This window comes from Pseudomonas sp. SZ40 (assembly GCF_052958135.1).
The window spans coordinates 26,866-49,244 of record NZ_JBQWIF010000006.1 but is presented as its reverse complement, the minus strand read 5'-3'; the positions used below and the strand labels follow the sequence as shown (position 1 = coordinate 49,244).

At 64.7% G+C, this 22,379-nt stretch carries 25 protein-coding genes; 12 read left to right on the top strand and 13 right to left on the bottom strand.

Annotated features, from left to right (window positions below; translation table 11 throughout):
• Positions 1 to 46: 46 nt before the first annotated feature.
• Together mutM and ACT9T4_RS07290 are read left to right on the top strand one after the other, a co-directional pair.
• Positions 47 to 859 (top strand): bifunctional DNA-formamidopyrimidine glycosylase/DNA-(apurinic or apyrimidinic site) lyase, encoded by an 813-nt coding sequence (gene mutM, locus ACT9T4_RS07295; RefSeq protein WP_499116253.1) that lies wholly within the window; start codon positions 47 to 49, stop codon positions 857 to 859.
• A 116-nt stretch (positions 860 to 975) separates the two neighbouring features.
• On the top strand, positions 976 to 1,317 hold the full coding sequence (locus ACT9T4_RS07290; protein WP_042555939.1) for a hypothetical protein: 342 nt from the start codon (positions 976 to 978) through the stop codon (positions 1,315 to 1,317).
• A gap of 82 nt (positions 1,318 to 1,399) precedes the next feature.
• On the opposite strand, the gene ggt is transcribed toward ACT9T4_RS07290, so the two are convergent.
• From ggt to ACT9T4_RS07245, 9 genes are all read right to left on the bottom strand, one after another.
• Positions 1,400 to 3,094, bottom strand: coding sequence for a gamma-glutamyltransferase (ggt, locus tag ACT9T4_RS07285; RefSeq protein ID WP_499116250.1), 1,695 nt, complete (start codon positions 3,092 to 3,094; stop codon positions 1,400 to 1,402).
• A gap of 2 nt (positions 3,095 to 3,096) precedes the next feature.
• Positions 3,097 to 3,348 (bottom strand): YfhL family 4Fe-4S dicluster ferredoxin, encoded by a 252-nt coding sequence (locus ACT9T4_RS07280; protein WP_042555940.1) that lies wholly within the window; start codon positions 3,346 to 3,348, stop codon positions 3,097 to 3,099.
• Between the two features lie 152 nt (positions 3,349 to 3,500).
• Positions 3,501 to 3,983: a pantetheine-phosphate adenylyltransferase gene (gene coaD / locus ACT9T4_RS07275; RefSeq protein ID WP_042555941.1), complete on the bottom strand. Its 483-nt coding sequence runs from the start codon at positions 3,981 to 3,983 to the stop codon at positions 3,501 to 3,503.
• A gap of 121 nt (positions 3,984 to 4,104) precedes the next feature.
• A complete protein-coding gene (locus tag ACT9T4_RS07270) occupies positions 4,105 to 5,532 on the bottom strand; it encodes a coniferyl aldehyde dehydrogenase (protein WP_042555942.1) in 1,428 nt (475 codons plus the stop codon).
• A gap of 11 nt (positions 5,533 to 5,543) precedes the next feature.
• On the bottom strand, positions 5,544 to 6,572 hold the full coding sequence (locus tag ACT9T4_RS07265) for a hydrolase (RefSeq protein WP_499116247.1): 1,029 nt from the start codon (positions 6,570 to 6,572) through the stop codon (positions 5,544 to 5,546).
• Between the two features lie 22 nt (positions 6,573 to 6,594).
• A complete protein-coding gene (locus tag ACT9T4_RS07260; RefSeq protein ID WP_499116245.1) occupies positions 6,595 to 7,161 on the bottom strand; it encodes a hypothetical protein in 567 nt (188 codons plus the stop codon).
• Entirely contained in the window at positions 7,154 to 7,759 is a 606-nt protein-coding gene (rsmD, locus tag ACT9T4_RS07255) for a 16S rRNA (guanine(966)-N(2))-methyltransferase RsmD (RefSeq protein ID WP_042555945.1), read from the bottom strand. Before rsmD ends, ACT9T4_RS07260 begins: the two co-directional genes overlap by 8 nt.
• On the bottom strand, positions 7,759 to 9,249 hold the full coding sequence (locus ACT9T4_RS07250) for a M16 family metallopeptidase (protein WP_499116243.1): 1,491 nt from the start codon (positions 9,247 to 9,249) through the stop codon (positions 7,759 to 7,761). The genes rsmD and ACT9T4_RS07250 overlap by 1 nt, the downstream gene beginning before the upstream one ends.
• Positions 9,242 to 10,597 carry a M16 family metallopeptidase gene (locus tag ACT9T4_RS07245; RefSeq protein WP_042555947.1) on the bottom strand — a complete coding sequence of 452 codons (1,356 nt, stop codon included), beginning with the start codon at positions 10,595 to 10,597 and terminating at the stop codon, positions 9,242 to 9,244. Before ACT9T4_RS07245 ends, ACT9T4_RS07250 begins: the two co-directional genes overlap by 8 nt.
• A 265-nt stretch (positions 10,598 to 10,862) precedes the next feature.
• Between ACT9T4_RS07245 and ftsY the strand changes: the two genes are divergently transcribed.
• The 4 genes from ftsY to rpoH all read left to right on the top strand — a co-directional run bounded on the left by ftsY (position 10,863) and on the right by rpoH (position 14,943).
• A complete protein-coding gene (gene ftsY, locus ACT9T4_RS07240) occupies positions 10,863 to 12,272 on the top strand; it encodes a signal recognition particle-docking protein FtsY (protein ID WP_499116241.1) in 1,410 nt (469 codons plus the stop codon).
• Positions 12,272 to 12,943, top strand: a complete 672-nt coding sequence (gene ftsE, locus ACT9T4_RS07235; protein ID WP_042555949.1) for a cell division ATP-binding protein FtsE — start codon at positions 12,272 to 12,274, stop codon at positions 12,941 to 12,943. The genes ftsY and ftsE overlap by 1 nt, the downstream gene beginning before the upstream one ends.
• Entirely contained in the window at positions 12,940 to 13,956 is a 1,017-nt protein-coding gene (ftsX, locus tag ACT9T4_RS07230; RefSeq protein ID WP_499116239.1) for a permease-like cell division protein FtsX, read from the top strand. Before ftsE ends, ftsX begins: the two co-directional genes overlap by 4 nt.
• A gap of 132 nt (positions 13,957 to 14,088) precedes the next feature.
• A complete protein-coding gene (gene rpoH, locus ACT9T4_RS07225) occupies positions 14,089 to 14,943 on the top strand; it encodes an RNA polymerase sigma factor RpoH (protein ID WP_042555951.1) in 855 nt (284 codons plus the stop codon).
• Positions 14,944 to 15,313: 370 nt separating this feature from the next.
• On the opposite strand, the gene mtgA is transcribed toward rpoH, so the two are convergent.
• The gene (mtgA, locus tag ACT9T4_RS07220) at positions 15,314 to 16,036 is read right to left on the bottom strand and encodes a monofunctional biosynthetic peptidoglycan transglycosylase (RefSeq protein WP_042555952.1); all 723 of its coding nucleotides are present in this window, start codon (positions 16,034 to 16,036) and stop codon (positions 15,314 to 15,316) included.
• Between the two features lie 149 nt (positions 16,037 to 16,185).
• Between mtgA and ACT9T4_RS07215 the strand changes: the two genes are divergently transcribed.
• The 4 genes from ACT9T4_RS07215 to trmB all read left to right on the top strand — a co-directional run bounded on the left by ACT9T4_RS07215 (position 16,186) and on the right by trmB (position 18,484).
• Complete coding sequence (locus tag ACT9T4_RS07215) at positions 16,186 to 16,557, top strand: DUF423 domain-containing protein (RefSeq protein ID WP_042555953.1); 372 nt, start codon at positions 16,186 to 16,188, stop codon at positions 16,555 to 16,557.
• Between the two features lie 82 nt (positions 16,558 to 16,639).
• Positions 16,640 to 16,840, top strand: a complete 201-nt coding sequence (thiS, locus tag ACT9T4_RS07210; RefSeq protein WP_499116235.1) for a sulfur carrier protein ThiS — start codon at positions 16,640 to 16,642, stop codon at positions 16,838 to 16,840.
• A 45-nt stretch (positions 16,841 to 16,885) separates the two neighbouring features.
• Positions 16,886 to 17,680, top strand: coding sequence for a thiazole synthase (locus ACT9T4_RS07205; RefSeq protein ID WP_179539368.1), 795 nt, complete (start codon positions 16,886 to 16,888; stop codon positions 17,678 to 17,680).
• A gap of 132 nt (positions 17,681 to 17,812) precedes the next feature.
• Positions 17,813 to 18,484: a tRNA (guanosine(46)-N7)-methyltransferase TrmB gene (gene trmB, locus ACT9T4_RS07200; RefSeq protein WP_218878705.1), complete on the top strand. Its 672-nt coding sequence runs from the start codon at positions 17,813 to 17,815 to the stop codon at positions 18,482 to 18,484.
• Positions 18,485 to 18,588: 104 nt separating this feature from the next.
• On the opposite strand, the gene ACT9T4_RS07195 is transcribed toward trmB, so the two are convergent.
• Positions 18,589 to 19,473, bottom strand: coding sequence for an EamA family transporter (locus ACT9T4_RS07195; RefSeq protein ID WP_042555957.1), 885 nt, complete (start codon positions 19,471 to 19,473; stop codon positions 18,589 to 18,591).
• 153 nt (positions 19,474 to 19,626) lie between these two features.
• Positions 19,627 to 20,406: a catabolite repression control protein Crc gene (crc, locus tag ACT9T4_RS07190; protein ID WP_042555958.1), complete on the bottom strand. Its 780-nt coding sequence runs from the start codon at positions 20,404 to 20,406 to the stop codon at positions 19,627 to 19,629.
• A gap of 93 nt (positions 20,407 to 20,499) precedes the next feature.
• Between crc and pyrE the strand changes: the two genes are divergently transcribed.
• Both pyrE and ACT9T4_RS07180 read left to right on the top strand, forming a co-directional pair.
• Positions 20,500 to 21,141, top strand: a complete 642-nt coding sequence (pyrE, locus tag ACT9T4_RS07185; protein WP_499116232.1) for an orotate phosphoribosyltransferase — start codon at positions 20,500 to 20,502, stop codon at positions 21,139 to 21,141.
• 27 nt (positions 21,142 to 21,168) lie between these two features.
• Entirely contained in the window at positions 21,169 to 21,762 is a 594-nt protein-coding gene (locus ACT9T4_RS07180; protein ID WP_499116230.1) for a DUF4124 domain-containing protein, read from the top strand.
• Between the two features lie 48 nt (positions 21,763 to 21,810).
• Here the strand turns inward: ACT9T4_RS07180 and ACT9T4_RS07175 are convergent, their stop codons facing one another.
• Entirely contained in the window at positions 21,811 to 22,212 is a 402-nt protein-coding gene (locus ACT9T4_RS07175; RefSeq protein WP_179539366.1) for an acyl-CoA thioesterase, read from the bottom strand.
• Positions 22,213 to 22,379: the final 167 nt, after the last annotated feature.

The following is a 22,379-nucleotide window of genomic DNA, read 5'->3' as shown; positions in this document are numbered from 1 at the left end:
GGCAGCGCCTAGGGTTGCTGCCTTGCCTCTTGCCGAAGTAGTCGCCATGCCCGAATTGCCAGAAGTCGAAACCACCCGTCGTGGTATCGCGCCCTATCTTGAAGGCCAGCGCGTCAGCCGGGTGATCGTCCGTGAGCGGCGCCTGCGCTGGCCGATCCCCGAAGATCTCGATGTGCGCCTGTCCGGGCAGCGTATCGAGAAGGTGGAGCGCCGCGCCAAGTACCTGTTGATCAAGGCCGAGGTCGGCACGCTGATCAGCCATCTGGGCATGTCCGGCAACCTGCGCCTGGTCGAGGTCGGCTTGCCGGCTGCCAAGCACGAGCACGTCGATATCGAGCTGGAGTCGGGCCTGGCACTGCGTTACACCGACCCGCGTCGCTTCGGCGCGCTGCTGTGGAGTGAGTTGCCGCTGGAACATGAGCTGCTGGCGCGGCTGGGGCCGGAGCCGCTGACCGATCTGTTCGATGGCGAACGCCTGTATCAGCTGTCCCGCGGCAAGGCTGTGGCGATCAAGCCGTTCATCATGGACAACGCCGTGGTGGTCGGGGCGGGCAATATCTATGCGACCGAGGCGTTGTTCGCTGCGGGTATCGATCCACGCCGTGCCGCCGGTACGGTGTCGCGAGCACGCTACGTGCGCCTCGCCCACGAGATCAAGCGCGTGCTGGCCCACGCCATCGAGCGCGGCGGCACTACCCTGCGCGATTTCGTCGGCGGCGACGGCCAGCCTGGCTACTTCCAGCAGGAGCTGTTCGCCTATGGCCGCGGCGGCCAGTTCTGCAAGGTTTGTGGCAGCACGCTACGCGAGGTCAAGTTGGGGCAGCGGGCCAGCGTCTATTGCCCAAAGTGTCAGCGCTAGCCCGTTCGTTCCGATGGAATGACCAGTTGCTCAGCGATTGACGGCCATCACGCGACAATCGCCCGCTCACTGATATAGTTACCTACATTGTCCGTATACCTTCGAAGGATCGCCCCATGAAACTGTTTCGCTCTTGCGCTGCTGTTGTGGCGCTGACTGCTGCCTCGCTGGCGCTGACTGCCAACGCGCAAGAAGTGCAGCAGAACGTCAGTGGAGACCCGCTTTACACCGTTCAGGCCCCGGATGGTTTCGCCATGATCGGTGACCTGCTGATCGCACGTCCGCTGCTGATCGGCGCTACGGCCATCGGCGCAGTCGCTTTTGTCGTCGCTCTACCGTTCACCGCGATGGGCGGCGGCATCGGCGCCACCGGTCGTGCGCTGGTGGTCGAACCTGGCAAGGCGGCTTTCGTGCGTTGCCTGGGCTGCACCGGGGATGGTTACAACCAGCGCCAGTAATTTTATGCGCGCGAACCAGAAGCCCCCTGACTCTCATCGAGTCAGGGGGCTTTTTGTTGAGTTTCGATCTGCCGGCTGAGCGTTACCGTGCCTTTTGCACGTCGCTGCTGCCGACGCCACGGGGGTCGCTGGCCGCTTCCACCTTGCCGCTGGTCTTGTTCCAGCGAAGCACCTGCTGATTGCCGTATGTCCGCTCCAGCGCCTTCAGGCTGTAGCCACGGGCCTGCAGATCGGCGATCTGCTCGGCGCTGAAGGTCTGCGGTTCGTGTTCGATGACGTCCGGCAGGTACTGGTGGTGATAGCGCGGTACCGCTGGCCAGCGCTCGATCGGTTGGCCGTCGAGGTACTCGAGGATCGACAGCAGCACCATGCTCGGAATACGGCTGCCGCCTGGCGTGCCGAAACTGGTGAATTCGCCGGGACTTTCCACGAAGGTCGGGCTCATGCTCGACAGTGGTCGCTTGCCGGCGGCGATGGCGTTGGCGTGGCTGCCGGTCAGGCCGTAGGCGTTGGCACCTGCCAGATCGGCGGCGAAATCGTCCATTTCATCGTTGAGCAGCACGCCGGTGCCGGGCACGGTGAAGGCGGCGCCAAACGGCAGATTGATCGACAGGGTGGCGCTTACCGCGTTACCGCTGGCGTCCAGTACGGTGAAGTGAGTGGTGTGGTCGCCTTCCTTCCAGGTACCGGCGGGCGGCAGTTCGCTGCTCGGCGTGGCCCGCTGCGGGTCGATGCCGTCACTCAGGCGCTGCAGATAGTCCGGGTTGAGCAGGCTGGCCGTTGGGCTGTCGACGAAATCCGGGTCGCCCAGCAGGCCGCGGTCGCGGTAGACGCGGCGCAGGGTTTCCACCACCAGATGGCTGCGCTGCACCGGTTCTGCCTCCCGCCAGGGCAGGCGCTGCAGAATCAGCAGGCTCTGAGCCAGAGCCAGGCCGCCGGCCGAGGGGGGCGGTGCGCTGATCAGCTCGCGGCCTTCGGCCAGCGGTACACGAATGGGTTGGCGCTGCACGGTTCGGTAGTCGGCCAGGTCCTGCAGCGTCCAGATCCCACCCGCAGCACGCACGCCGGCCACCAGCCGTTCGGCCAGTGGCCCGGCATAGAAGCCATTGCGGCCTTCGCGCGCAATGGTCAGCAGGGTGTCGGCCAGCTCCGGCTGGCGCAGCAGCGTGCCCTCTGCGGGCACCGCGCCGTCGCTCAGGAACAGCCGTGCGGTTTCTGCATCGTCACGCATGGCCGCCAGGCGCATTTCGGCACGCTCGCGGTATATGCGGTCGACCGGAAAGCCTTCGCGGGCCAGGCGGATCGCCGGGGCCAGGCTGTCGCGCAACGGCAGGCGACCGTGTTGCTCAGCCAGTTCCACCAGCGCCGCAGGCAGGCCCGGGATGGCTGCTGCCAGGGCGCCATCGCGGGACAGCGCCGCCTGCACTTGCCCATCGCGTCGATAGAGGTCGGCATGGGCAGCGCCAGGCGCGCGTTCGCGGGCGTCGAGAAAATCGTAACTGGAGTCGGCCTTGCGCAGCAGGAAGAAACCACCGCCGCCGAGGCCCGAACCATAGGGTTCGACCACTGCGAGAGCCGCACTGATGGCGACTGCAGCGTCGAAGGCATTGCCGCCCAGTGCCAGGGTTTCTCGGCCAGCTACCGTGGCTGCCGGGTGCGCGGTGGTGATGGCGCTGCGCCCAGGCTGCTCGCTGGCCTGCAGGCCGAGGCTGCACAGCAGGAACAGCGTACTGAACAGCGCCGAGATGGCGTTCCGGCCGCGGGTGGAGCGGCCCACACTCACGCCTTGCCGGTAAGGATCTGGTACTTCTCCATCAACTGCTCCTTGCTCTCGACGTTGTTTTCGTCGAGGGGAATGCAGTCCACGGGGCAGACCTGCTGGCACTGGGGCTCGTCGTAATGGCCCACGCATTCGGTACACAGGTTGGGGTCGATCACGTAGATCTCCTCACCCTGGGAGATCGCCGCGTTCGGGCACTCAGGTTCGCAGACGTCGCAGTTGATGCAATCGTCGGTGATGATCAGGGACATGAAAGGCAAGCTCCTGCCGGGCCACTGGCCGCGACACATTCAAACAGGAATGCAGGATTGTGCCGGATTGTCGTCGCCAGCGCACGCTCGGGCGCCGTACGGAATGACGCCCCTGCGCAGCGTGTGGGATTGCCCGCGCGCTGCTTCAGGGATCACTGCGCCTTGAAGCGTTCGCTCAGGGCCTGTGCCACGGCGGGGTGGACGAACTTGGTGATGTCGCCGCCGAGGTTGGCGATTTCCCGCACCAGGGTGGAGGAAATGAACGAATACTTCTCCGATGGGGTGAGGAACAGGCTTTCCAGGTCGGGCGCCAGTTGGCGGTTCATGTTCGCCAGCTGGAACTCGTACTCGAAGTCCGATACCGCACGCAGGCCGCGCAGCAGGACGTTGGCCCCCTGTTCCTTGGCGAAGGAGGCGAGCAGCGTGGAAAAGCCGATCACTTCGACGTTGGGCAGGTGCCTGGTGACTTCACGGGCCAGCTCCACACGTTGCTCGAGGGAGAACAGCGGGTTCTTCTTCGGGCTGGCAGCGACCGCGATGACGACACTGTCGAACAGGCGCGAGGCGCGCTCGACCAGATCGCCGTGCCCCTTGGTAATGGGGTCGAAGGTGCCTGGGTATAACACTCGATTCATCGTGACGTCCTGGCGGGAGCGTTGGGGATTGGGATGGTAGCGCAGCACGCCGGGGCGGGCCAAGTCGACGGTCTGCCGAGCGCTGCGGATGTGGGCGTTAATCGCGCTGCTGAACGGCGCATCAGCGGATGAACAGCTTGTAGACCAGCCTCTGCAGCGCCTTGCCATAGGGCGGGTAGATCAGGCGGGCGGGGTTGAAGCGTTGTTTGGTCAGTACGCCCTTGGCCTTGCTGAAGGTCAGAAAGCCCTCGTGACCGTGGTAGTGGCCCATGCCCGAGGCACCGACGCCGCCGAAGGGCATGTCGTCCTGAGCGACATGCAGCAGGGTGTCGTTCAGGCATACGCCGCCGGAGTGGCTGTGGTGGAGCACGTGTTGCTGCTCGCGGCGGTCGTAGCCGAAGTAGTAGAGCGCCAGCGGCCTTGGGCGCGCGGCGATGTACGCCAGCGCGTCGTCGAGCCTGTCGTAGGGCACGACTGGCAGCAGCGGGCCGAAGATTTCGTCCTGCATCACCTGCATGCTGTCGTCGACATTCAGCAGCAGGCTATGGGGCATGCGCCGGTCCGCGCACTCGGCGGCCAGCGGAATCACCATCGCGCCCTTGTCACGGGCGTCGTCCAGATAACCGAGCAGGCGCTGCCGCTGGCGGGCGTTGATGATGCTGGTGTAGTCCGGGTTGCCCTCGATCTGTGGATAGAAACGCTGCACCGCACGGCGATAGGCGTCGACGAAGCCCTCCATCCGCTGGCGCGGCACCAGCACGTAGTCAGGGGCCACGCAGGTCTGGCCAGCGTTCAGGGTCTTGCCGAAAGCGATGCGTTCGGCAGCGTGCTCCAGCGGGACGTCGCTGGACACGATCGCGGGTGATTTGCCACCCAGCTCCAGGGTAACCGGGGTAAGGTTCTCGGCGGCGGCTCGCATCACGTGGCGGCCGATGCTGGTGGCGCCGGTGAACAGCAGATGGTCGAACGGCAGTTTCGCGAAGGCCATGCCGACATCGGCTTCGCCGAGTACCACGCTGACCAGGTCTTCCGGGAAGATGCTCGCCAGCATGTCCTTGAGGCGCTGCGACGTCTGCGGGGTGGCCTCGCTGAGCTTGAGCATCACCCGGTTGCCGGCGGCCAAGGCGCCGACCAGCGGTGCGATGGCGAGAAATAGCGGGTAGTTCCACGGCACGATGATGCCGACCACCCCCAGCGGCTGATAGATCACCCGCGCCGAGGCCGGCATGAAGGGCAGGCCGACATGCCGACGCGAAGGCTTCATCCAGCGGCGCAGGCGTTTGCGGGTATAGCGGATGCCGTGCACGGTGGGGAGCATTTCGGCGAGCAGGGTTTCATCGGCGCTGCGATTGCCAAAGTCCTCGCTGATGCAGCGAACCAGCTCATCCTGATCGCTGAGCAGGCGAGCCTTGAGGCTGTCGAGCCAGGCGATGCGCTGATCGGCCGAGGGCATCGGGTTGGCCACGAAGGCCTCGCGCTGTGCCTCGAAGCGCTGGTGCAGCGCGTCGATTTGCTGCTCGTTCTGCACGAAACCTGGGTTGTCGGCCATACCTGGCTCCTCTACGAACCGATCGGGATGGCGGGTCGGGGTTGGATACTCCGATCCATCGCCAGCAGCCAGGCGGGGATGCGGCGCTCCAGGTAGTAACCGGGCTGGCGCGCGGTGCCATCGACGAAACCCACGTGACCGCCCCGGGCGTGCAGCTCGAAGGTGATGCAGGGCGCCAGCTCATCGGCCTCGGGCAGGCTGTGGGGGTATACGAACGGGTCGTCGCTGGACTGGATCAGCAGCGTCGGTGTCTGGATGCGCCCCAGGTAATAGCGGCTCGAGGAACGGCGATAGTAGTCGTCGGCGTTTTCGAAACCGTGCAACGGCGCGGTGATGCGGCCGTCGAAATCCCAGAAGGTACGCATGCCGTCCAGCGGGCCGAGCTTTTCCAGGATCGACAGGCGGTCTGCCTGGCCCTGATGGGCGAACAGACGCTGCTTGTCCTTCACGTAGGCGACCATGGCGCGCATGAAGTGGGCCTGATACACCCGCGAGAAACCGACGCCGATGCGATCCGCGCACTGATCGAGGCGAAAGGGCACCGACACCGCGGTGGCAGCCTGCAGGCCGCTTTCGGCGCCACTCTCGCCGAGGTACTTGAGCAACACGTTGCCGCCCAGCGAGTAGCCCACTGCATAGAGCGGCGCCATGGGGCGCTTGGTGCGCAGGTGACGCACGGTTTCGGCAAGGTCTTCGCTGGCCCCGGAGTGATAGCCGCGCGGCAGCAGGTTCGGTTCTCCCGAGCAGCCACGCCAGTTCAGCGCCACGCTGGCCCAGCCCTGGGTTGCCAGCTGGCGCTGGAGGCCGAGTACGTAATGGGAGCTCGATGAGCCGGTCAGGCCATGCAGCACCAGTACCAGAGGTGCATGGGCGTCGTGAGGGCCGTGCCAGTCGAGGTCGAGGAAGTCGCCGTCCTCCAGCCACAGACGCTCGCGTTGGCGTTCGAGGACCGGTGGGCGGCGGCATAGCGAGCCCCACAGCGTTTGCAGATGCGGCCCCGACAGCCACCAGGCGGGGGCGAAGCGCGGTGTGCTGGTCATCGGCAGACGCCTGGTACGCTCATTACCAGCCGAACTCTTCAGCCAGTGACTGTGCTGCAGCGCGCTCACCCAGCAGCGGCTGCAGAGCCGCGACCAGATGCTCGCGGTGCACCGGGTTGACGCTGAAGTCGTCGAGAAAGATGTCGTCGCCAGCGCTGTTCCATACCGCATCGAAGCAGGCCAGGCAGGCAAGCATCTGTTCCAGCCCGCTGAACACCGGCGAAGGCTGCCAGCCGCCAGCCCCGTGGCGATCGTGCAATACCTTGCCGCTGCTTATCTCGAAAATGAACGGGTCACCACCCTGATCGGCTACTACCAGCCAGTCATCGTGCCAGTCCGTCAGGCGCTCGCCGCTCACGCCATGCCAGCGGTAGCCCGCCTGCAGCCTCCACAGACGCGCCAGCGAAGGAATGAAGAACGGGTTGCCGCTGGTTTCCAGTGCGCAGTCATGCGGGCCGATCTCGCGGTAGAAGCGCGCGAGATCGGCAGGCAGGGGAATTTCCCCCTGCCACTCGTCAGCGCCTTGCTCACGCAGGTTCAGGCCCTGATCGACAAGGGCCTGGCGCAGTGCTCGAGTGGCCTCATGCATGGCTGCGCTGCCACAGTGCGTAATGCACCTGGCCGGCTTTCTGTTCACGGTGCAGGCGCCAGTTGCCGGGCATGCCCAGGCTCGACGGCGGCTGCTCGCTCTCGGTATAGACCCAGGCATCGTCGGCCAGCCAGCCGCGCCGTTCGAGCAGCTCGCAAGCAGGCAGGAGCAAGTCCTGGCTGAACGGCGGGTCGAGAAACACCAGATCGAAAGGCACTGCCGGCTGGCCTTGCAGGTAGGCGATGGCATCGCTCTGCAGCACCTGGCCGTTATCGCAGCGCAGGGTCGCCAGATGACCGCGCAGGCTGTTCACCGCTGCCGGGTTGAGATCCAGCGCCAGGGCGCTGCCCGCTCCACGTGACAGGGCCTCGAGAAACAGCGCGCCGCTGCCGGCGAACGGATCGAGGACCTTGGCCGCTTCGACGTAGGGGGCCAGCCAGTTGAACAGGGTTTCCCGCACGCGGTTGGGCGTCGGGCGCAAGCCGTGGGCCATGGGAAAGCCGAACTGCCGGCTGCGCCATTGACCAGCGATGATGCGCAACTGCCCGTCGCCACCATGGGCGACGGGTGGCTTGGCGGGAGTGGGTCGTCTGGCCATCAGTGCTCCGGAACGCCGGTCGGCAATTCGACTGGCTTGTCGGTGGGCGGCGGCAGCTCCTTCTGTTCGACCTCTGGTCCTGCCGTGACGATCACCAGCGCTTCGGGGTCGAGGTGCTTGGCCATGGCGGTTTTCACCTGCTCGACGCTGAGCGCCTGCACCTGGGCCATGAAGTCTTCCAGATAGGTCAGCGGCAGATCGTAGAAGCCGATGGCGCCGAGCTGGCCGACGATGGCGGCGTTACTCGCGGTGGACAGTGGGAAGCTGCCGGCCGTCTCGCGCTTGGCCGCGTCCAGCTCCTCCTGGGTCGGACCGTTGGCGATGAACGCGCCGAGCAGGTCCTTGACCAGTTGCAGGGTGCCATCGCTGAGCTCGGCACGGGTTTGCAGGTTGATCATGAACGGGCCGCGGGCCTGCATGGCACTGAAGCCGGAGTAGACACCGTAGGTCAGGCCGCGCTTCTCGCGCACTTCGGTCATCAGCCGGGTACCGAAACCACCACCGCCGAACACCTGATTGCCCAGGTACAGCGCGGCGTAATCCGGATCCAGGCGGTCGATACCGAGCTGGGCGATCAGCAAGTGGGTCTGGTTGGACGGAAAGTCGATGTGGGTCAGGCCGGCTTTCGGTTCCTCGGGAGCGATGGTCTTGGCCAGCGCCGGGCCCTTGGGCAACGCTGCGGAGACCTCCGCGGCCATCGCCTCGGCTTCTTCCCGAGACAGATCGCCGACCAGCGCGATCACCGCATTGCCGGCGGCATAGGCCTTGGCGTGGAAGGCCTGCAGCTGTTCGCGGCTGATGCCGGGAACCGAAGCGGGGGTGCCTTCGCTGGGATGACCATACGGGTGGTTGCCGTAGAGGCGCTCGAACAACTCGAGGCTGGCCAGCTTGCCGGGGTTCTGCTTCTGGAACTCGAAGCCCGCGAGTACCTGATTCTTGATGCGCACCAGGGAGTCGGCGGGGAAGGTCGGCTGGCCGATCACCTGCTCGAACAGCTTCAGGGCAGGCTGGCGCTGCTCGGCATCGCTGAGGCTACGCAGGCTGGTCACGGCCATGTCGCGGTAAGCACCATTGCCGAATTCGGCGCCTAGGCTTTCGAAGCCCGCTGCGATGGCGCCGACGTCCTTGCCGGGTACGCCTTCGTTGAGCATGGCGTTGGTCAGCATGGCCAGGCCCTGCACGTCACCATCCTGGCTGCTGCCAGCGGCATAGGTCAGGCGCAGGTCGAACATCGGCAGCTCGCGGGCTTCCACGAACAGCACCTTGGCGCCTTCGGCGGTCTGCCAGCTCTGGATGTCCAGCTTGCGCCGCTCGGGCGCCTTGCCATCCAGCTCGGCCAGGGATTGCAACTGGGTGTCATCGGTCTTCGGCGCGTCGGCGGCGGCCGGTGCGGCGTCGGGAGAGCGCTGCACGGTGAAGGTCAGGGCCACCAGCAGGGCGATCAGGAACAGCCCCAGCAGGGCGTAGCGCGGGCCGTTACGCTTACTCATCGCGCTTCTCCTCGGGCAGTACGTGGGCGACGCTGAGGCGGTCGCGGGTGAAATAGGTCTTGGCGGCATTCTGGATATCGGCCGGGGTCACGGCCTCCAGTTCGGCCAGTTCCTGGTCGATCAGTTGCCAGGACAGACCAACGGTTTCCAGTTGGCCGATCGCGGTGGCCTGGCTGGTGATCGAGTCGCGGTCATAGACCAGTTCGGCGATCAGCTGGGCACGCACACGGGCCAGCTCTTCGGCCGACGGCGGGTTCTTCTGCAGGTCTTGAAGCTCGCGCCAGATGCCTGCTTCGGTCTGCTCCAGAGTCTTGCCGGTTTGCACGTTGGGTGTGGCGGAGACCATGAACAGGCTGTCGCCGCGGGTGTAGCCGTTGTACCAGGCGCCTGCCCCGGAAACCAGTTCCTCGCCGCGCTCCAGGCGGGTTGCCAGGCGCGCGCTGTAGCCGCCGTCGAGCAGGGCGGCGATCAGGCGCAGGGCATGCACGTCGCGTGGCGCCTTGGCGGTGGGCAGACCAGGTACGTTGAAGCCCATCATCAGGCTCGGCAACTGGGTCTTGAGGTGCAGGGTGATGCGTCGCTCGCCCGGCGCCGGCAGTTCCAGCGGAATCTTGGCCGCCGGTACCTCACGCTTGGGAATCGCGCCGAAGTAGCGCTGGGCGAGGGCCTTGACCGCATCCGGGGTCACGTCGCCGACCACCACCAGGGTGGCGTTGTTGGGTACGTACCAGGTCTGGTACCAGTGGCGCAGTTCGTCCACGGTCATGCGATCGAGGTCGGCCATCCAGCCGATGGTCGGGATGCTGTAGCCGCTGGCCGGGTAGGCCATGGCCTTGAAGCGCTCGAAGGCCAGGCCCGAGGGCTTGTCGTCGGTGCGCAGGCGGCGCTCTTCCTTGATCACCTCGATCTCGCGGGAGAACTCGTCGGCCGGCAGGCGCAGGCTGGCCAGGCGGTCCGCTTCCAGTTCGAAGGCGACACCCAGGCGATCGCTGGCGAGCACCTGGTAGTAAGCGGTGTAGTCGTCGCTGGTGAAGGCGTTCTCTTCGGCGCCCAGATCGCGCAGCACCCTTGAGGCTTCGCCCGGGCCGAGCTTGCGGCTGCCCTTGAACATCATGTGTTCCAGGGCGTGGGACAGCCCGGTCTGGCCGGCGGTCTCGTAGCTCGAGCCCACCTTGTACCAAAGCTGAGAAACTACCACCGGGGCGCGGTGATCCTCGCGCACGACGACCTTGAGGCCGTTGTCGAGGGTGAATTCATGGGTCGGTTGCGGCGCCGCGGCCTGGGCTGCCAGGGGCAGGGCGCAGACTAGTAGCAGGCCGGCGAGATGGCGGGCGAGTGAACTGGACAAACCTCTCTCCTCGTTGAACCACGGCAAGCGTGGCGATTGCGGCAAGGGTGGGCCGCGCTGATGCAGTGTGCTCGCGCATCGCCGGACGGCGTGCTTGGCTTAGCCGTGAGCGGCGCGGAGGTGCTAGGATACGCATCCGTTTTACCGGCGACCACGTCTGTGCAGCGATGGTGTGCGAATCCCCCGTGCGCCTGCCGCCAAGCACCGCCCTCAGCCCGACCGTGCGAGGGCCATGGCGTTCGCCCCTCTGAGATAGCCGTCCTCCATGTTTGGTTCAAAAGACGACAACAAGATCCCGGCCCCTGATGCCAGCGCCGAACAGGGCGCAGAGAAAGCTACCGAGAAGCGCGGCCTGTTTGGCTGGTTGCGCAAGAAGCCTGTGGAACCCGCGCCTGCAGCGCCTCAGGCAGAGCCTGAACCACAGCCCGCTTTGGAGGCTCCCGAGCCGGTCGTGGCCGAGGTGCCTGCACCTGTAGAGCCGGTGATCATCGCCGAGCCAGAGCCAGAGCCAGAGCCAGAGCCAGAGCCAGAGCCACTGGCCAGCGATCCGCTGCCGACCCGCCATGGCCCCGAGGCGCTGGACGAGCCGGTTGCCGAGCAACCGGCCGCCGCGCGCGCGCACCCGGTCGAACTGGCCAGCGGTAGCGACGTGCATCACGCTGTGCCGGCGACCCCGGCCGCCGTGCTGGCAGCGCCTGTCGAAGTGGCCGCGCCGGTCGCCGAGCAGAACAAGCCGTCGGACAACAAGGGCGGCTGGTTTTCCCGTCTGCGCCAGGGCCTGTCGAAGACCAGCGCCAGCCTGGGCGAGGGCATGGCCAGCCTGTTCCTTGGCAAGAAGGCCATCGACGACGATCTGCTCGACGAGATCGAGACCCGTCTGCTCACCGCCGATGTGGGTGTCGAGGCCACCACGGCGATCATCCAGAGCCTGACCCAGAAAGTCGCGCGCAAGCAGTTGACCGACAGCGAGGCACTGTACAAGTCCCTGCAGGAGGAGCTCGCCGCGCTGCTGCGCCCGGTCGAGCAACCCCTGCGCATCGATACCGGCAAGCAGCCCTTCGTGATTCTGGTGGTCGGCGTGAACGGCGCCGGCAAGACCACCACCATCGGCAAGCTGGCCAAGAAACTCCAGGGCGAGGGCAAGAAGGTCATGCTCGCCGCCGGCGATACCTTCCGCGCCGCTGCCGTCGAGCAGTTGCAGGTGTGGGGTGAGCGCAACAAGATCGCGGTGATCGCCCAGCACACCGGTGCCGATTCCGCTTCGGTGATCTTCGACGCGGTGCAGGCTGCCAAGGCCCGTGGCATGGACGTGCTGATCGCTGATACCGCCGGTCGTCTGCACACCAAAGACAATCTGATGGAAGAGCTGAAGAAGGTGCGCCGGGTAATCGGCAAGCTCGACGACACCGCGCCTCACGAAGTGCTGCTGGTACTGGATGCCGGTACCGGTCAGAACGCGATCAGCCAGGCCAAACAATTCAACCAGACGGTGAACTTGACCGGCCTGGCCCTGACCAAGCTGGATGGTACGGCCAAGGGCGGTGTGATTTTCGCCCTGGCCAAGCAGTTCGGCCTGCCGATTCGCTATATCGGCGTTGGTGAGGGCATCGACGATCTGCGCACCTTCGAGGCCGAACCCTTCGTTCAGGCGCTTTTCCAGCAACGGGAGCAGTGATGATCCGATTCGAGCAGGTCGGCAAGCGTTACCCCAACGGTCATGTCGGGTTGCATGAGTTGAGTTTCCGCGTCCGTCGCGGCGAGTTTCTGTTCGTCACCGGCCACTCCGGCGCCGGCAAGAGCACACTGTTGCGTTTGCTGCTGGCCATGGAGCGACCGACGTCGGGCAAGCTGTTGCTCGCCGGCCAGGACCTTTCGCAGATCACCAACGCGCAGATCCCCTTTCTGCGTCGGCAGATCGGCGTCGTGTTCCAGAACCATCAGTTGCTGTTCGACCGCAGCGTGTTCGACAACGTGGCCCTGCCGTTGCAGATTCTCGGCCTTTCCAAGAGCGATATCGGCCGCCGTGTCGGCGCTGCACTGGAACGGGTTTCCCTCAGCGACAAGGCCGAGCTGTACCCGGGCGACCTGTCCACCGGCCAGCAGCAGCGCGTCGGCATCGCCCGCGCCATCGTTCATCGTCCGGCCCTGCTGCTGGCCGACGAACCCACCGGTAACCTCGACCCGCGTCTGGCGGCGGAAATCATGGGCGTATTCGAAGACATCAACCGCCTTGGCACCAGCGTGCTGATCGCCAGCCACGACCTGGCCCTGATCGCTCGCATGCGCCATCGCATGCTCACCCTGCAGCGTGGCCGCCTGATCGGTGACGGGGAGGCCGCGGAATGAGTGCCTCTCGCGTACCACCACCCCAGCCAGCCCAGCGTGTCGGCGCGGCACCGAAGAACGCCGAGCCTCAAGGCCCGAACAATGAACCGGATTTCCGCACCCTGGCGCGCGCCTGGGCGGAAAACCACCGTGCCAGCCTGGTCGACAGCCTGCGCCGTCTCGGTAAGCACCCGATCGGCAGCTTCTTCACCTGCCTGGTGATGGCCGTGGCGCTGAGCCTGCCCATGGGCCTGTCGCTGCTGCTTGGCAATGTCGAGCGTCTTGGCGGCACTTGGGAGCGTGCCGCGCAGATTTCGGTGTTCCTCACCATCGACGCCAGCGATAGTCAGGGCCAGGCCCTGCGCGAAGAAATTGCCGGCATGGACGACGTCGCCGAAGCCGAATGGATCAGCCGCGACAAGGCCCTGGAAGAGTTCCAGCAGCAGTCCGGGCTGGGCGAAGCTCTCAAGGAACTGCCTAACAACCCGTTGCCCGGCGCTGTGCTGGTAACGCCCAAGGAAGTCGACAAAGCCACGCTCGAGGCGTTGCGTTTGCGGTTGGCAGAGCTGCCCAACGTGCAGCAGGCACAGCTGGACTTGGTGTGGGTCGAGCGTTTGAGCGCGATCCTCAAGTTGGGCGACCGTTTCGTTTTTGGTCTCACGGTTTTGCTGATCATGGCGCTGCTGCTGGTGATCGGTAACACCATTCGCCTGCATATCGAGAACCGTCGTACCGAGATCGAAGTGATCAAACTGGTCGGTGGTACCGACAGCTACGTGCGTCGGCCCTTTCTTTATATGGGCGCGCTCTACGGCCTGGGCGCCGGTGTGCTGTCCTGGCTGGTGCTGGCCTTCGGGTTGAACTGGTTGAACGATGCCGTGGTACGCCTGTCCGGTTTGTACGGCAGCGACTTCGCACTGGCCGGCGTACCACCGGCAGACGGCTTTTCCCTATTGCTGGGAGCGGTGCTGTTGGGGTATATCGGTGCGTGGCTGGCGGTGGCGCGACACTTGAGGGAGCTTGCGCCCCGCTGAGGCGCTAGCTTGACGCCTCGCCAAGTTATTGATTTGGTTGATATTGACTATTGACCGGGGAACCAGGATGGTGGCTTCCGGTCATATTGCGCAGTGCTACACTGCGTACGTTACGTGAATCGGAGGATTCAAATGTCCACTTCCTTGCAACCTGTTCATGCTCTGGTTCCAGGCGCAAACCTGGAAGCATACGTGCATGCGGTCAACAGCATTCCGCTGCTGACGCCCGAGCAGGAGCGCGAACTGGCCGGCAATCTCTTCTACAGCCAGGATCTAGAGGCCGCCCGCCAGATGGTGCTGGCCCACCTGCGTTTCGTCGTGCACATCGCGCGCAGTTATTCCGGCTATGGCCTGGCTCAGGCTGACCTGATCCAGGAAGGCAACGTCGGCCTGATGAAGGCGGTCAAGCGCTTCAACCCGGAAATGGGCGTGCGCCTGGTGTCCTTTGCCGTGCACTGGATTCGTGCCGAAATCCACGAGTTCATCCTGCGCAACTGGCGCATCGTCAAGGTCGCGACCACCAAGGCTCAGCGCAAGCTGTTCTTCAACCTGCGCAGCCAGAAGAAGCGTCTGGCCTGGTTGAACAACGACGAAGTCAATGCCGTGGCCGAGAGCCTGGGCGTCGAGGCCCGTGAGGTCCGCGAGATGGAAAGCCGTCTGACCGGTCATGACATGGCGTTCGATCCGGCTGCCGATGCCGACGACGACAGTGCCTTCCAGTCGCCCGCTCAGTATCTGGAAGACCATCGCTACGACCCGGCCAAGCAGATGGAAGACGAGGACTGGAGCGATACCTCCAGTGCCAACTTGCACGAGGCCCTGGAAGCGCTCGACGAGCGCAGCCGCGATATCCTCCAGCAGCGCTGGCTGGCTGAGGAAAAGGCCACGCTGCACGAACTGGCGGCCAAGTACAACGTTTCGGCGGAGCGTATCCGTCAGTTGGAGAAGAACGCGATGAACAAGCTCAAGGGCTCCATCGCCGCCTGATTCCGGCCTGCTGAACCCAAAACGCCCCGACATCGCTCGGGGCGTTTTCGTTGGTAGGCCGTTTGCGGATTGGCGCAAAGTGGCGGTAGCGGACATCGCCGAACTTTGTGGGAGCGCGCCATGCGCGCGAAGTCACGGGCATGGCCCGTTCCCACAAAAGCTCGGCGACAGCCCCACGCTCTCCGTTCGATCGCGTAGGGTGGGCTTCAGCCCACCATCACAACGCCCACAGCCCGCGGCGCTGAACCGCATGCGCTGTCGTCGGGTTGAATGGCTTTGGTGGGCTGAAGCTCCACCCTAGGGTTCATGCTCCTGGGGGCTTCGGCGCACCCATTGCCCGCATCACGCTCATTAGGTATCCCGGTCCAGCCTACTTCTGCCACCAGCTTGGCCGTGGTGCCTGTAGCTGGTTCAGGTAGTGGCTGCCGCCGAGTTGGCGCATCTGCCGGCGAATCCAGTTGGCGCGCTGGTTGACGTAGCCGCTGGGGCGGCCTGCATCCAGCTGCCGCGGGTTGGGCAGTACGGCAGCCAGCAGGCTGGCCTGACGCGCCGAGAGGTACGACGCGCCGGTATTGAAGTGATGCTGCGCCGCCGCTTCCGCGCCGAATACGCCATCGGCCCATTCGGCGCTGTTGAGGTAGACCTCGAGAATGCGCTGCTTGGGCCACAGCAGCTCGATCAGCCCGGTGAACCACACCTCGAAACCCTTGCGCAGCCAGCTGCGGCCGGACCAGAGAAAGAGATTCTTCGCCACCTGCTGGCTCAGCGTGCTGGCACCGCGCACCGAACCACCCTGCTGGTTGTGCGATACCGCGGCCTTGATCGCGTCGACATCGAAGCCCCAGTGCTGGGCGAACTTCTGGTCTTCACTGGCGATGACGGCGATCTTCAGGTCGTCGGGCAACTGCTCCCAGGAGCGCCAGCTGCGCTGCAGGTCAATGGGCTGGCCGTCGATCCAGGATTCGATCTTGCGCTCGACCATCAGCGCCGTGCCCGGTGGCGGAATCCAGCGAAAGGCGAGCACCAGCAGGACCGAGCCGGCGATAGACCAGAACAGCAGCTTCAGCAGAACGCGGCGAATGGATCGGAGCATGCGCGGGGAGCCAGGCTTGATTGGCCGACCATTATACGGCTCCCTGCGCCGTTGCGGGCAACGCTGCGGGCGCTGCGGCAATCGGGAGCGCGCGTGGGGGCGGTCGAGGGCGTAAACTGCCTCATCCCTTGATGATCGGTGAGGACGTTATGGTTCGTCTGTGGTTGCTGCTGTCGGCCTTTGCCGGCTTTTCCGGGGTCGCTCTGGGGGCGTTCGCTGCCCATGGCCTGAAGAGCAGGCTGAGCCCCGAGTACCTGGCCGTGTTTCAGACCGGCACCCATTATCAGCTGATCCATGCCCTGGCATTGCTCGGTGTGGCGGTTCTCGCCCTGCTGGTGCCAGGCCGTCTGGTGAATCTGGCGGGTAGCTTCTTCGCCCTGGGCATCGTGCTGTTTTCCGGCAGCCTTTATCTGCTGACCCTCAGTGGTGTCAGCAAGCTGGGTATCGTCACCCCGTTCGGCGGCCTGGCTTTTCTGGCTGGCTGGGCCTGCCTGGGGCTGCTCGCCTGGCGCATGGCCTGAGACGAATGGCCGGCCAGCGCCTTGGTCATCGCCGGTGATCGGGCTAGAATGCCGGCCCTTTCTCCTGTTGTGACGTGTCGCCATGCATATCCAGTTGAACGGTGAAGCCCTCGAGCTGCCCGACGGTGCCAGTGTCGCCGACCTGATCGAGCACCTGCAGTTGGCAGGCCGCCGCGTTGCAGTCGAGCGCAACCTCGATATCGTTCCGCGCAGCCAGTACGGCAGCACCGCGCTGGCCGAGGGCGACAGCCTCGAAGTGGTACATGCCATCGGCGGCGGCTGAGCCCTGCGCCACGCCCTTCCAACTCTCCCGTGCAGAGGAATCCCCATGAGCCACGTTGTCAGCGACAAGCCCTTCACCCTGGCTGGCCGTACCTATCAGTCGCGCTTGCTGGTCGGTACCGGCAAATACAAGGATCTCGACGAGACCCGTGCCGCCATCGAGGCCTCGGGCGCGGAGATCGTTACCGTGGCGGTGCGTCGTACCAACATCGGCCAGAACCCGGGTGAGCCCAACCTGCTCGACGTGATTTCGCCTGATCGCTACACCATCCTGCCGAACACCGCCGGTTGCTACGACGCGGTCGAAGCCGTGCGTACCTGTCGCCTGGCCCGTGAACTGCTCGATGGTCACAAACTGGTCAAGCTGGAAGTGCTGGCTGATCAGAAGACCCTGTTCCCCAACGTGATCGAAACCCTCAAGGCCGCCGACGTGCTGGTCAAGGAAGGGTTCGACGTGATGGTGTACACCAGTGACGACCCGATCATCGCCCGACAGCTGGCGGAAATGGGCTGCATCGCGGTGATGCCGCTGGCCGGTCTGATCGGCACCGGGCTGGGTATTTGCAACCCTTACAACCTGCGCATCATCCTTGAGGAGGCGACCGTTCCGGTACTGGTGGACGCCGGCGTTGGCACGGCCTCCGACGCCACCATCGCCATGGAGCTGGGCTGCGAGGCGGTGCTGATGAACAGCGCCATCGCCCATGCCCAGCAGCCGGTGCTCATGGCCCAGGCCATGAAATACGCCATCGAGGCCGGCCGCCTGGCCTACTTGGCCGGGCGCATGCCGAAGAAACTTTATGCCAGTGCGTCGTCGCCCCTGGAGGGCATGATCCGCTGAGCACAGCCTGCCGTACAGGTATCGAACGGGGACCGGCAGTCCCCGTTCGCGGTTTTCTCTTTCCCTATTCCGTGTCCCGAGTACTCCATGAGCGATATCGAACGAACCCCAGCCGAAGAAACCCCACGGCACATGCGCGCCATCAAGAGCTTCGTGATGCGGGCCGGGCGCATGACCGAAGGCCAGCAGCGCGGCTTCGATCAGGGCCTGCCGAAGTTCGGCCTGGCGTTGAGCGATGGCCTGCAGGATTTCGACGCGGTATTCGGGCGCAAGGCGCCGCGCACCTTCGAAATCGGTTTCGGTATGGGCCACTCCACTCTGGAAATGGCCGCCGCAGCGCCTGAGCAAGACTTCATCGGCGTGGAAGTGCACCGGCCGGGTGTTGGTGCGCTGCTCAACGGGGTGATGACCCAGAACCTCAGCAACCTGCGGGTGTACAGCTGCGATGCGCTGGAAGTGTTGCGTCAGTGCGTGGCCGACGCCAGCCTCGACCGCGTGTTGTTGTTCTTCCCGGACCCCTGGCACAAGGCGCGTCACAACAAGCGCCGTATCGTTCAACCGGCGTTCGCCGAACTGGTACGTCAGAAGCTCAAGGTCGGCGGTGTGCTGCACATGGCCACTGACTGGGAACCCTATGCCGAATACATGCTGGAAGTGATGAGCGTCGCACCTGGCTATCGCAACCAGGCAGCCGATGGCCGCTGCGTGGAGCGCCCGGCCGAGCGCCCGGTGACCAAGTTCGAGCGCCGTGGTGAGCGCCTGGGGCACGGCGTGTGGGACCTGAAGTTCGAGCGCATCGACTGATCGGGCCGATCAGTCGGATCGCCTGGTCCTTGCCGTCGATACCGTTGGCGGAGGCCGCGCGGAGCTGAAGGTTCAGCTCGGTCGCTGCCCCAGCAGTGTCCCCGTCAGGCCGAAACGCCGCGCAACTGCTGCAACAGGCGTGCGCCGAACACATTGATCAGCAACCCCAGCATGACCACGGCCGCTCCAATCCATTGTGCCGTGCTCAGGCCTTCGCCCAGCAGCAGCCAGGCCGAGCTGAGGCCGACCACCGGCACCAGCAGCGAGAAGGGCGCCACCTGGCTGGCCGGGTAGCGTGACAGCAGGCGGCTCCACAGGCCGTAGCCCAGCAGGGTGGCGATGAACGCCAGGTAGGCGATGGCCAGCAGCGAGTTGAGGGAAATCGTGCGCAGCGCCGTTTCGATCTGCGCCGGGCCCTCGAGCATCAGCGACAGCGCCAGGAATGGCAGCGGTGGAATCAGGCTGCCCCATACCACCAGGCTGACCAGATTCACCTTGCCGATGCGCTTGGTGACGATATTGCCCAGCCCCCACATCGCCGCCGCGCACAGGGTCAGCACGAAGCCGGCAAGGGTGAAGCTGCGCCCGCTTTCACTGCCGATCAGCAACAGCCCTGCGGCCGCCACGACCAGTCCGATCAGGCTGCTGCGACGCACCGTTTCGCCGATGAACAGCGCAGCGAAACCCAGGGTGAAGAAGGCCTGTGCCTGCAGTACGAGCGATGCAAGGCCGGCGGGCATGCCGACGTACATCGCCGAGAACAGAAAGGCGAACTGCCCCAGGGAGATGGTCAGGCCATACGCGAGCAGCCAGCGCAGCGGCATGTCCGGGCGGCGGATGAAGAGAATCGCCGGGAACGCCGCCAGCGCGAAACGCAGGGCGCCGAGCAGCATTGGCGGTACGCCTTCGAGGCCGACCTTGATGATCACGAAGTTGACGCCCCAGGCGACGATCACCACGGCAGCCAGCAGTATGTCCTTGGGTGTCATCGGCGCGGCCTCGTGTGGTGGTATGCGGGAGCGCAGGCTAGCGCGGATGGTTCACGCTGGCACGTCACAGTTGGCGGCGTTTTTCCCAATACAGAACAGCGCAAACGAAAACGCCCCGAACAGGTCGGGGCGTTTTCGTGTCAGCGGCATCGATCAGACGGTCAGCGTCCAGTCGTAGTCGACGATCAGCGGCGCATGTTGGGAGAAGCGCGGCTGACGTGGCAGGCGTGCGGTGCGAACACTGCGGCGCATGCCCGGGGTGAGCAACTGGTAGTCGAAGCGATAGCCCAGGTTGAGCATCTCTGCCTGTTCGTTGTCCGGCCACCAGCTGAACTGGTCAGCCTCGCGGTTGACCTCGCGCACGGCATCGACATAACCCATGGTGCCGGTGATCTCGTCCATCCAGGCGCGCTCGGGCGCCATGAAGCCTGGTGATTGCTGGCAGTCGCGCCAGTTCTTCACGTCCAGCTTCTGATGGGCGACATACAGCGAGCCGCAATAGATGTAGTCACGGCGCTTGCGGCGCTGCTTGTCCAGGTACTTGGAGAAATCGTCCATGAACTTGAATTTCTGATTCAGGTTCTCGTCACCGCCCATGCCCGAAGGCAGCAGCAGCGTGGCGATACTCACTTTGTCGAAATCTGCCTGCAGGTAGCGCCCGTAGCGATCGGCCGTTTCAAAGCCGAGTCCGCTGATTACCGCCTTGGGTTGCAACCGCGAGTAGAGTGCCACGCCACCTTGGCTTGGCACTTCTGCATCGCAGGCATAGAGGAAATAGCCATCCAGTTGGAGGGCTTGGTCGTCCAGCTCAAAGGCGGAGGCACGGGTATCCTGCAGGCAGATCACGTCGGCATTCTGTGCTTGCAGCCAACTGAGCAAACCGCGCTCGACTGCAGCATGAATACCATTCACGTTCACACTGATGATCCGCATAAATGGCCCCCAAAAACACGTGCGTGTATGATACCTGAGCTAGACGCCATTTAGTAATTCCAAGCCACATCCAGTGCCGCCTCAGGGTCATTCATGCAAACGTATCAGCGCGATTTCATTCGTTTCGCCATCGAGCGAGGCGTTCTTCGCTTCGGCCAGTTCACCCTCAAGTCGGGACGCGTCAGCCCTTACTTCTTCAATGCCGGGCTGTTCGCCAGTGGCCTGGCGCTGGCCCGCCTCGGGCGCTTCTATGCGGCCGCGGTGGTCGACAGCGGCATCCCCTTCGACGTGCTCTTCGGCCCGGCCTACAAGGGCATTCCGCTGGCCGCCAGCACAGGCGTGGCGCTCGCCGAGCACCATGACCTCGACCTGCCCTGGTGCTTCAACCGCAAGGAAGCCAAGGATCATGGCGAAGGCGGCACGTTGGTCGGCGCGCCATTGGAAGGCCGCGTGCTGATCATCGATGACGTGATCACCGCTGGTACCGCGATCCGTGAGGTGATGCAGATCATCCAGGCGCAGAACGCCCAGGCGGCCGGTGTACTGATCGCGCTGGACCGTCAGGAGCGCGGTCGTGGCGAGCTGTCGGCGATTCAGGAAGTGGAGCGCGACTTCAATATTCCGGTGGTGAGCATCGTTTCTCTGCAGCAAGTGCTGGAATATCTGGCCGATGATGCTGAACTGAAGCAATACTTGCCTGCTGTGGAGACCTATCGGGCCGAGTACGGCATCTGAGTCTGACGAGCCGAGAGAGCGCGCTCCATGTTCAAATCGCCCATCATGCGTCGCACCCTCTGGCTTGGTCTGCTGCTGCCGCTATGGGCGAGCGCCAGCGAGATGTATCGCTACACCAATGCCCAGGGCATCACGGTGATCGGCCGCCAGGGTGTGCCCAGCGAGTTCATCGGCAAGGGCTATGACGTGCTCAACGAGCAGGGGCGTGTCGTGCGTGTGGTGCCGCCAGCGCCGACGGCCGATGAAATGAAGAAGCTGTTGGCTGACCGCGAGCGGGCCAAGTCCGATACCCAGTTGCTGCGTCTATATAGCAGCCCCGAAGACGTCGACCGTGCCCGCGCCCGCAAGTTGGCCGAATTGGATGGGCTGATCGGTGTGGCCAATGGCAACCTGCAATCGGTTCGCTTGCAGCAGGCCAACCTGCAGAAGCAGGCGGCGGATCAGGAGCGGGCAGGGCGTCAGGTGCCGGAGCAACTGCTTGCCCAGATCAACGGTCAGCGTGATGAGCAGGTTCGTCTGAAGAAGGACATCGAGCGTCACCAGGCGGCGCGCAAGCAGGCGGAGAGCAGCTTCGCAGCGGATCGCGCGCGGGTCAGCGAGCTGATCGGGCAGGGCCGCTAAGGACTGAAGAAGCGGTCATGCAGTGGGCTTACGCGCGGTCGGTTGCACTCAGCGGCGCGGTGGCACCGAGCGGGTGCGGCCACTGCCGTCGATGGCGACGAACACGAATACCGCTTCGGTGACCTTGCGCCATTCGCTGGAAAGCGGGTCATCGCTCCACACTTCCACCAGCATCTGGATCGAGCTGCGGCCGATCTCCAGTGCCTGGGTATAGAAGGACAACTGCGCGCCCACCGCCACCGGAACCAGAAAGGCCATGCGATCGATGGCCACGGTTGCCACGCGGCCGGCAGCGACCTTGCTCGCCATGGCCGTGCCGGCCAGGTCCATCTGCGAAACCAGCCAGCCGCCAAAGATATCGCCGAAACCATTGGTCTCGCGTGGCAGAGCGGTGATCTGCAGTGCCAGATCGCCCTGAGGTATCGGGTCTTCCTGTTCGAAGTCTTTCATCTGTTCACGGCTCGCGGCGCTGTGGTGGGCCCGTTGATGGGGCCGGGAAAGTATACCGACTGGGTGGTCGCCCCGCGACCTTAGCGCGTTGCGCCCGCCCATGCACCCGTATTCGCATCGCCGACGTCCCTCCTGCGCCGTCATCCAACTGTCATATTGGTTACATA

Excerpts from the sequence above, each read along its gene's own strand:
- ACT9T4_RS07175 (WP_179539366.1), bottom strand. The coding sequence starts at position 22,212 with ATGAAAGACTTCGAACAGGAAGACCCGATACCTCAGGGCGATCTGGCA.
- mtgA (WP_042555952.1), bottom strand. The coding sequence starts at position 16,036 with ATGCTCCGATCCATTCGCCGCGTTCTGCTGAAGCTGCTGTTCTGGTCT.
- coaD (WP_042555941.1), bottom strand. The coding sequence starts at position 3,983 with ATGAATCGAGTGTTATACCCAGGCACCTTCGACCCCATTACCAAGGGG.
- ACT9T4_RS07250 (WP_499116243.1), bottom strand. The coding sequence starts at position 9,249 with ATGAGTAAGCGTAACGGCCCGCGCTACGCCCTGCTGGGGCTGTTCCTG.
- thiS (WP_499116235.1), top strand. The coding sequence starts at position 16,640 with ATGCATATCCAGTTGAACGGTGAAGCCCTCGAGCTGCCCGACGGTGCC.
- ftsY (WP_499116241.1), top strand. The coding sequence starts at position 10,863 with ATGTTTGGTTCAAAAGACGACAACAAGATCCCGGCCCCTGATGCCAGC.
- ACT9T4_RS07205 (WP_179539368.1), top strand. The coding sequence starts at position 16,886 with ATGAGCCACGTTGTCAGCGACAAGCCCTTCACCCTGGCTGGCCGTACC.
- rpoH (WP_042555951.1), top strand. The coding sequence starts at position 14,089 with ATGTCCACTTCCTTGCAACCTGTTCATGCTCTGGTTCCAGGCGCAAAC.
- ACT9T4_RS07290 (WP_042555939.1), top strand. The coding sequence starts at position 976 with ATGAAACTGTTTCGCTCTTGCGCTGCTGTTGTGGCGCTGACTGCTGCC.
- ftsE (WP_042555949.1), top strand. The coding sequence starts at position 12,272 with ATGATCCGATTCGAGCAGGTCGGCAAGCGTTACCCCAACGGTCATGTC.
- ACT9T4_RS07180 (WP_499116230.1), top strand. The coding sequence starts at position 21,169 with ATGTTCAAATCGCCCATCATGCGTCGCACCCTCTGGCTTGGTCTGCTG.
- ftsX (WP_499116239.1), top strand. The coding sequence starts at position 12,940 with ATGAGTGCCTCTCGCGTACCACCACCCCAGCCAGCCCAGCGTGTCGGC.
- ACT9T4_RS07215 (WP_042555953.1), top strand. The coding sequence starts at position 16,186 with ATGGTTCGTCTGTGGTTGCTGCTGTCGGCCTTTGCCGGCTTTTCCGGG.
- pyrE (WP_499116232.1), top strand. The coding sequence starts at position 20,500 with ATGCAAACGTATCAGCGCGATTTCATTCGTTTCGCCATCGAGCGAGGC.
- ACT9T4_RS07260 (WP_499116245.1), bottom strand. The coding sequence starts at position 7,161 with ATGCATGAGGCCACTCGAGCACTGCGCCAGGCCCTTGTCGATCAGGGC.
- mutM (WP_499116253.1), top strand. The coding sequence starts at position 47 with ATGCCCGAATTGCCAGAAGTCGAAACCACCCGTCGTGGTATCGCGCCC.
- ACT9T4_RS07280 (WP_042555940.1), bottom strand. The coding sequence starts at position 3,348 with ATGTCCCTGATCATCACCGACGATTGCATCAACTGCGACGTCTGCGAA.
- ACT9T4_RS07265 (WP_499116247.1), bottom strand. The coding sequence starts at position 6,572 with ATGACCAGCACACCGCGCTTCGCCCCCGCCTGGTGGCTGTCGGGGCCG.
- trmB (WP_218878705.1), top strand. The coding sequence starts at position 17,813 with ATGCGCGCCATCAAGAGCTTCGTGATGCGGGCCGGGCGCATGACCGAA.
- ACT9T4_RS07195 (WP_042555957.1), bottom strand. The coding sequence starts at position 19,473 with ATGACACCCAAGGACATACTGCTGGCTGCCGTGGTGATCGTCGCCTGG.
- ACT9T4_RS07270 (WP_042555942.1), bottom strand. The coding sequence starts at position 5,532 with ATGGCCGACAACCCAGGTTTCGTGCAGAACGAGCAGCAAATCGACGCG.
- rsmD (WP_042555945.1), bottom strand. The coding sequence starts at position 7,759 with ATGGCCAGACGACCCACTCCCGCCAAGCCACCCGTCGCCCATGGTGGC.
- crc (WP_042555958.1), bottom strand. The coding sequence starts at position 20,406 with ATGCGGATCATCAGTGTGAACGTGAATGGTATTCATGCTGCAGTCGAG.